The sequence below is a fragment of the Nocardioides sp. genome, from assembly GCF_035697785.1.
Lineage (GTDB): Bacteria > Actinomycetota > Actinomycetes > Propionibacteriales > Nocardioidaceae > Nocardioides_B.
Genome location: NZ_DASSCL010000093.1, coordinates 1 through 7,395, shown reverse-complemented (window position 1 = coordinate 7,395; position 7,395 = coordinate 1). Strand labels below are relative to the sequence as shown.

The following is a 7,395-nucleotide window of genomic DNA, read 5'->3' as shown; positions in this document are numbered from 1 at the left end:
GTGACGATGAAGAGGTGACCGAGCTGTTGCGCGTCGTCGGACCGGTCCCCGGCCGGCATTGAGCTCACCGCGTCATCCTTGCACGTACGCTCGCCCCGTGGACGACCTCTTCGCCCCTCCGGGGCCGGGCTGGCAGCGGGTGTCACCGGCGCTCGCGCGGCTGCGGCGGATCCTGCTCGCGGTCGGCCTCGGCTTCCTGGCGGTGGTGGTGGTCGTTCTGTGGGTCCTCTTCGAGCCTCCGCCGTGGGTCCCCGCCCTCTCGCTCGCAGCCCTCTTGGCGCTGGGGGTCTGGTCCTGGATCCTGATCGGCCGCAACGCGCGCAGGTGGGGGTACGTCGAGCGTGACGAGGAGCTGTTCATCACGCGCGGCGCTCTGTTTCGCCGGCTCGTGGTCGTGCCCTACGGACGCATGCAGTACGTCGACGTACAGGCCGGGCCGATCGACCGCGCGTTCGGACTCGCGCGCGTGCAGCTGCACACCGCGGCGCCGGGCACGACCGCGCACATCCCGGGCCTGCCCGCCGACGAGGCCGCCCGGCTGCGGGACCGGCTCACCGCGCTCGGTGAGGCGCAGGCGGCCGGGTTGTGACCGGGCCGGAGCAGCCGCCGGTCGCCGAGCGGACGTCCCACCGGCTCTCGCCGCTGACCCCACTGGTGCGCGGTGCCGTCTTCGTGGTCGCGGTCGCGGCCACCACCTGGGACGACCTGTTCACCGGACGCCTCGGCACCTTCGCACTGATCCTGCTCGGCGTGCTGTTCGCCGGGGCGGTGTACGGCTACCTGTCGTGGCTGCGCACCAAGTACTGGATCGACAGGACCGAGCTGCGCATCGACACCGGCGTCGTCTACCACCAGTCCCGACGGATCCGTATCGACCGGTTGCAGGGCATCGACATCGTGCAGCCGTTCGTCGCACGCCTGTTCGGCCTCGCCGAGCTCAAGATGGACGTCGCCGGTGGCGACCGCGAGGGCTCTCTCGCCTTTCTTCCACTCACCGAGGCACACCGGGTCCGCGAGGTGTTGCTGGCCCGCCGGGACGCCGCCCGCGGCACGGAACCGGACACTGACGGGCTGGGTGCCGACGAGGTGCCGGCGTGGGCGCCACCCGACCGCGACATCGCGGCTCTCGACCTGCCGACCCTCTTGCTGAGCATGCTGCTCTCGGCCGAGACCGTTTGGTTGCTCATCGGCAGCGTCGCCCTGGGAGTCGCGCTGCTGCTGAACGGCGTTGTCGTGGTGGCGCCGGCCCTGCCGTTCGTGGGCGGCCTCGCGCTGATCTCCGTGCGCAAGCTCTCCGCCTACTACGGCTTCACGGTCAGCCAGACGAACGTCGGCGTCCAGGTACGACGAGGGTTGTTCGAACGTGCCACGCAGACGATCGCCCTGGCACGGGTGCAAGGCGTGGTGATCAGCGAGCCGATCCTGTGGCGACGCATGGGCTGGGCGAAGCTCGACGTCTCGGTCGCGGGAGCGGGTGGAACCTCCGAGTCGGACGGCCGTCCCTCGACCACCACCGTGATGCCGGTTGCACCCCTCTCCCTCGTGCACGAGCTGGCGGAACACCTGCTGAGGGGCGACGACGACGGCGTGGAGGTGCGACTCGCCTCGGTCGTGCTCTCCGCGCCGCCCCGGTCGGCGCGTTGGGTCGACCCGGTGAGCCGCCGATTCATGGGCGCAGGGATCGGCGACGAGCTGGTCGCCACCCGCGAGGGTTGGCTGAACCGTCGCACGCATGCCGCGAGGCACGCGCGCGTGCAGTCGGTCCGGCTGAGCCAGGGGCCGCTGCAACGGCGGCTCGGTCTGGCCGACGTGCACGTGGACAGCCCACCCGGTCCCGTGCGCGTGCGGGCGCGACACCGGTCTGCCGCGGACGCGCGAGCGTTCTTCGAGGAGGAACAGGGACGGGCCCGGCGGGCCCGCGCCGCAGCCCGATGAGGCGCCGGCATCAGCGGGTGAGCGACGTCGTGGGCAGGTCGCCCACCACGGTCACCACCCACGCGAAGTCGCCGAGCCCGCCCTCGGCGGTCAGCTCGGCTCCCTCGGTTGCGGCGGAGAGCGCTCGCAGGTAGCCGGCCGGGTCGGTGCCGGCCGTGGTGAGGTCCGGACGTGCGCCGGTGACGCCCAGGCGGCGCAGTGCCTCGCGCTGCGTGAGCACGAAGCCGCCGACCCGGTCGACCAACGCGTCCACGGCGACCGGCGCGGTCACGTCCCTGGTGCCGTCGGGCCGGACCTCGACCTCGCCACCGTCGCGGTAGGAGCGCAGTGACCCGAACGGCGGCCGGGCCTTGCGGGTGTGGGCGTAGTCCACGGCTACCGCCAGGCCGCGGTGCACTCGTCGTACGACGTCGGACCAGGCGACCTCCCGGCTGCTGCCGACCTCGGCGCGGGTGCCGGGCTCCGCCGGGTCCAGAGGCCACCAGCGCTCCAGCCAGGCGCCGACGGAGCGCGGCACGGCTGCATGAGAGATCGGGTGCCCCAGCGACTCCGCTCCGGTGGCGGCGTCCACGTGGACCATTCGCGCCGTTCCGTCCGTCCCCATCTCCACGACGTGGCAGGGGATGTTGTCCAGCCACTCGTTCGCAAGGACCAGGCCCTCGACCGCATCCGGCAGCGCGGTCGTCCAGGCGATCGCCTCGGGCAGGTCCGGGGGCCGCTGCGCGACCTCGACGGCGAGCAGGTCGAGGTCGGGCGCCTGGTCGTGCACGGCTCGAAGCAGCTCCCCGCGGCCGGCCCCGATGTCCACGACCGTGTCGAGCCCGGCCTCGCGGACCAGGCGCACAACCGCGGCGGCGAACAACGGCGATGCGTGCACGGACGTGCGGAAGTGTGCGCCCGGCGACTCGCGGCGGAAGAACCCTGCGGCGCCGTACAGGGCGTCGTCCCAGGCGGCCTTCCACGGCGGGTCGGTCGTCGGGGGCGGCACGGGCGGCATCCCGAGAGGCGTGGTGCTGGACACGCGGCCCAGGCTACGGCGGGTCCCGGCTGCCTCCGCCACCGTCGGCTGTGACCCACGACACCGTCGCGCGGGGTTACCTGCGCGAAATGAAGCACTTACGCTCGTTGTTGACATCAGCGATAAGTCCGGTACCCGCGAGGGACTGGAACGAGAAGGTGATGGAACATGACCCGCATCGGGGTTGTCGGCGCCGGCCGGGTCGGCGCCGTCCTGGCCGTCGCTCTTCGCGACCGCGGTCACGACATCGTTTCGGTCGCCGGCGAGTCCTCGGCGTCCCGCACCCGCATCGAGACCCTGCTCCCCGGCGTCCCGGTCGCCAAACCCACGGCCGTCTCCCGCTCGTGCGACCTGCTGCTGCTCACGGTCCCCGACGACATGCTCAGCAACGTCGTGACGATGCTGTCGGCAAGCGGTGCGATCCGTGCGGGTCAGTACGTCGTGCACACGTCCGGCAAGCACGGGCTCGCCGTGCTGGAGCCCGCCGCCGATCTCGGCGCCCAGGTGCTGGCGATGCACCCTGCCATGACGTTCACCGGCACCGACGTCGACCTCGACCGTCTTGCCGGTTGCGTCTACGGCGTCACTGCCACCCTCGACACTCACGAGCTCGCGCGCACCCTCGTCGACGACCTCGGCGGCAGCATCGCCTGGGTGCCCGAGGACCGCCGGACGCTGTACCACGCCGGGCTCGCCCACGGGGCGAACCACCTCGTGACGTTGGTGACCCAGGCCATGGAGCTGCTGCGGGCGTCCGGTGCCGAGGACCCGGCGGCGACGCTTCGCCCGCTGCTCGGCGCCGCCCTCGACAACGCGCTCACCTACGGCAGCGCCGCACTGACCGGTCCGATCGTCCGCGGCGACGTGGAGACTGTGCGGGCTCACCTGGCCGACATCGCGACCACGGCGCCCGACACGGTGGAGTCGTACGTCGTCATGGCGCGGGCCACCGCGAACCGCGCGGTGCTCGACGGACGGCTGCTGCCGATCCGGGCCGCGAAGCTCGTCGGCATCCTCAACGACGCGCTTGCGACGGCCCCGAAGGCCCCCGCCCAGGACACCGGCACCATCACGGGCAACCGCGCTGCGGCCGGACCGGGAGCGTGACCGCCGCCTCCACGCCGGTCGTCGCCGGCACGCGCCGGGAGCTGCACGACCTGCTCGGGAAGCGCGACGAGGGCGCACGAGTCGGCCTGGTGCCGACCATGGGGGCCCTCCACGCAGGCCACGCAGCGCTGATGGCGGACGCGCGGCGGCGCCTGACCCCGGCAGACCGTCTCGTCACGTCGATCTTCGTCAACCCCCTCCAGTTCGCACCGGGGGAGGACCTCGACCGGTACCCGAGGACGTTCGACGCGGATCTTCGGACCTGTGCCGAGCAGGGAGTCGACATCGTGTTCGCACCCTCGGTCGAGGAGGTCTACCCCGGCGGCGACCCCCTGGTGACGGTGTCACCTGGCCGGCTCGGTGACGTGCTGGAAGGTGCCGTCCGCCCGACGCACTTCCGCGGCGTACTGACGGTCGTGGCGAAGCTCTTCGGGCTGGTGCGCCCGGACGTCGCGGTGTTCGGCGAGAAGGACTACCAGCAGCTCGTGCTGATCCGTCGGATGGCGATCGACCTGTGCCTCGGGGTCGAGGTCGTCGGTGTGCCGACGGTGCGGGAGGCCGACGGCCTCGCTCTGTCCTCGCGCAACGCCTACCTCGACCCGGAGGCCCGCGTTGCGGCGCACGCCCTGTCCACGTCGCTGCGCGCGGCGGTCGAGGACGCCGCGCTCGGCCGCACCCGCGCCCTCGCTGCGGCGCGCGCCGTACTCAAGGAGTGCGCGGGTGTCCTCGTCGACTACCTCGAGATCACCGACCCCGACCTCGGCGAAGCGCCGACCTCTGGCGAAGCGAGGGTGCTGGTCGCAGCACGGGTCGGGACCACCCGGCTCATCGACAACATGCCGCTGATGCTCGGCACCGAGAAGGACCCGGGAGGCTCCTGATGCTCCGCACGATGATGAAGAGCAAGATCCACCGCGCGACGGTCACGCAGGCCGATCTGCACTACGTCGGCTCGGTCACCGTCGACGAGGACCTCCTCGACGCGGCGGACCTGCTGCCGGGCGAGCTGGTGCACATCGTCGACATCAGCAACGGTGCGAGGTTGGAGACCTACACGATCGCGGGCGAGCGCGGCTCGGGTGTGATCGGGATCAACGGCGCCGCGGCCCGGCTCGTGCAGCCGGGCGACCTGGTGATCCTGATCGGCTACGGCCAGATGGAGACCGCGGAGGCGCGGGAGCACCGGCCGCACGTGGTGTTCGTCGACGCCGGGAACCGGATCGTCGCAACCGGTGACGACGCGGCCGAGGCGCTGCCCGGCACCGGCCTGGTCCGGGGTGACACCGCCCTCGCCCGCTAGGTTCCTGGAGTGACCACCCTGCCGGCGCGGCTGCTCGCACCCCCTCCCGGGTGGACGACGTACGCCGACGTCGTCGTCGTGGGGTCCGGCATCGCCGGGCTGACCGCCGCGCTCCAGGCGCGCGAGGTCGGTTCGGTCATGGTGGTCACCAAGGACATCCTGTCCGCCGGCTCGACCCAGTGGGCACAAGGCGGGATCGCAGCAGCGCTGGGCCCCGGAGACACCCCGGAGCAGCACCTGCGCGACACCCTCGTCGCCGGGGCCGGGCTGTGCGACGAGGACGCGGTGCGCGCACTGGTCACCGAGGGGCCGGACGCGGTGCGCGAGCTGATCGCACTCGGGACCCAGTTCGACCACACCGCGGCCGGGGAGCTCTCCTTGACCCGCGAGGGCGGACACCTGCGCGACCGGATCGCTCACGCGGGCGGGGACGCTACCGGCGCCGAGATCCAGCGGGCGCTCGTTGCGGCCGTCGAGGCGGCGCCGGACATCGAGGTGATCGAGCACGCGCTGGTGATCGACCTCGTCCCTGGCGCCGACGGCGGCGTTGCCGGCGTGACCCTCCACGTGATGGGAGAGGGGCAGCGCGACGGCGTGGGCGCGGTGCACTGCCGGGCCGTGGTGCTCGCGTCCGGCGGGCTGGGCCAGGTCTACTCGGCGACCACCAACCCGTCCGTCGCCACGGGGGACGGGATGGCTCTCGCGCTGCGGGCCGGGGCCGTTCTGCGGGACCTCGAGTTCGTCCAGTTCCACCCCACGGTGATGTGGCTCGGACCGGACTCCACTGGGCAGCAGCCGCTGATCTCGGAGGCGGTCCGCGGCGAGGGGGCCTTCCTGGTCGACGACGCCGGTGTTCGGTTCATGACCGGGCAGCACGAGCTGGCCGACCTCGCGCCGCGCGACGTGGTCGCCAAGGCGATCATGCGTCGGATGCACGAGACCGGCCGTCCACACATGTGGCTGGACGCGCGACACTTCGGCGCGGCCAAGTGGGAGTCCCGGTTCCCCACCATCCTGGCCACCTGCCGCAGCCACGGCATCGATCCGGTCCAGGAGCTGGTGCCCGTCGCGCCCGCCTGTCACTACGCGTCGGGCGGCGTGGCCACGGACCTGTCCGGGCAGTCGTCGGTGCCCGGCCTCTTCGCCTGCGGTGAGGTCGCCTGCTCCGGCGTGCACGGCGCCAACCGGCTGGCCTCGAACTCGCTGCTCGAGGGACTGGTGTTCTCCCGGCGGATCGCCCTCCGCCTGCACGAGGGCCTGCCACCGCGGCAGGACCCGGTGGACGACCCAAGGGCGTCCGGGTTGGTGGACGGCGGTGCCCGGAGGGAGCTGCAGGACGTGATGACGGAGCGGGGTGGCGTGCTGAGGTCTCGAGACGGGTTGGCCTTCGGCGCGCTCGAGCTCGCGGCCTGCGGCACAGATGAGGGCCGCGATCCGGGGGTGGACGCGTGGGAGACCACGAACCTGCTCACCGTGGGCACCGCCCTGCTGGGGGCCGCCGCCATGCGGGAGGAGACTCGCGGGTCGCACTGGCGTGACGACTTCCCGGATCGCGACGACGAGTCGTGGGCACGTCACATCGACGTCCGGCTCGTCGATGGCGAGCTCGCGCTCGACCCCGGCGTGCGGCACGTGCAGGTCGCTACCGACTCAGGAGGATCCCGATGACCCGTCCGGCCGAGACCCCGCTGCACGCGATGCCGGACCGGCTGGCCCGCGCACTCGGAGACGCGGGCCTCGACCCGACGCAGGTGTACGCCGCGGTCGCGGCAGCCGTCGCGGAGGACCTTCCCGGCGATGACGTCACCAGCACCGCGACGATCGACCCCGCCCAACGGGCGACGGCGGACCTCGTCGCGCGGGCGGCCGGTGTCGTCGCCGGTCTGGACGTGGCCGAGCTGGTGTTCCGCTACGTCGTCGGTGACCTCGACAGCACCGGGACGATCGACCGCCCGGTGGCGGACGGGGCCGCGGTCGCCACCTCCGACGTACTGATGACCGTGGAGGGGCCGGTCGACCTGCTGCTGACGGCCGA

At 72.7% G+C, this 7,395-nt stretch carries 7 protein-coding genes and 1 pseudogene; 7 read left to right on the top strand and 1 reads right to left on the bottom strand.

Annotation, left to right across the window (positions count from 1 at the left end):
• The first annotated feature begins 97 nt into the window (after positions 1 to 97).
• Both VFH10_RS09135 and VFH10_RS09130 read left to right on the top strand, forming a co-directional pair.
• Entirely contained in the window at positions 98 to 589 is a 492-nt protein-coding gene (locus VFH10_RS09135; protein WP_325127807.1) for a PH domain-containing protein, read from the top strand.
• Positions 586 to 1,935: a PH domain-containing protein gene (locus VFH10_RS09130; RefSeq protein WP_325127806.1), complete on the top strand. Its 1,350-nt coding sequence runs from the start codon at positions 586 to 588 to the stop codon at positions 1,933 to 1,935. The genes VFH10_RS09135 and VFH10_RS09130 overlap by 4 nt, the downstream gene beginning before the upstream one ends.
• Positions 1,936 to 1,945: 10 nt before the next feature.
• Here VFH10_RS09130 and VFH10_RS09125 read toward each other — a convergent pair whose 3' ends face one another.
• Positions 1,946 to 2,956 (bottom strand): SAM-dependent methyltransferase, encoded by a 1,011-nt coding sequence (locus VFH10_RS09125; protein WP_325127805.1) that lies wholly within the window; start codon positions 2,954 to 2,956, stop codon positions 1,946 to 1,948.
• Between the two features lie 165 nt (positions 2,957 to 3,121).
• On the opposite strand from VFH10_RS09125, the gene VFH10_RS09120 reads away from it, so the two are divergent.
• The 5 genes and pseudogenes from VFH10_RS09120 to VFH10_RS09100 form a co-directional block, all read left to right on the top strand.
• The gene (locus VFH10_RS09120) at positions 3,122 to 4,060 is read left to right on the top strand and encodes a Rossmann-like and DUF2520 domain-containing protein (RefSeq protein ID WP_325127804.1); all 939 of its coding nucleotides are present in this window, start codon (positions 3,122 to 3,124) and stop codon (positions 4,058 to 4,060) included.
• Positions 4,057 to 4,941: a pantoate--beta-alanine ligase gene (gene panC / locus VFH10_RS09115; protein ID WP_325127803.1), complete on the top strand. Its 885-nt coding sequence runs from the start codon at positions 4,057 to 4,059 to the stop codon at positions 4,939 to 4,941. The genes VFH10_RS09120 and panC overlap by 4 nt, the downstream gene beginning before the upstream one ends.
• Positions 4,941 to 5,360, top strand: a complete 420-nt coding sequence (gene panD / locus VFH10_RS09110) for an aspartate 1-decarboxylase (protein WP_325127802.1) — start codon at positions 4,941 to 4,943, stop codon at positions 5,358 to 5,360. Before panC ends, panD begins: the two co-directional genes overlap by 1 nt.
• Positions 5,361 to 5,369: 9 nt before the next feature.
• Positions 5,370 to 7,028 carry an L-aspartate oxidase gene (locus tag VFH10_RS09105; protein ID WP_325127801.1) on the top strand — a complete coding sequence of 553 codons (1,659 nt, stop codon included), beginning with the start codon at positions 5,370 to 5,372 and terminating at the stop codon, positions 7,026 to 7,028.
• A pseudogene (locus tag VFH10_RS09100) lies at positions 7,025 to 7,395 on the top strand (nicotinate-nucleotide diphosphorylase (carboxylating)); the annotation flags it as partial. The gene VFH10_RS09105 and the pseudogene VFH10_RS09100, both read left to right, overlap by 4 nt.

Bases quoted from the DNA above. Each gene is read 5' to 3' on its own strand.
- VFH10_RS09120 (WP_325127804.1), top strand. From the start codon at position 3,122: ATGACCCGCATCGGGGTTGTCGGCGCCGGCCGGGTCGGCGCCGTCCTG.
- panD (WP_325127802.1), top strand. From the start codon at position 4,941: ATGCTCCGCACGATGATGAAGAGCAAGATCCACCGCGCGACGGTCACG.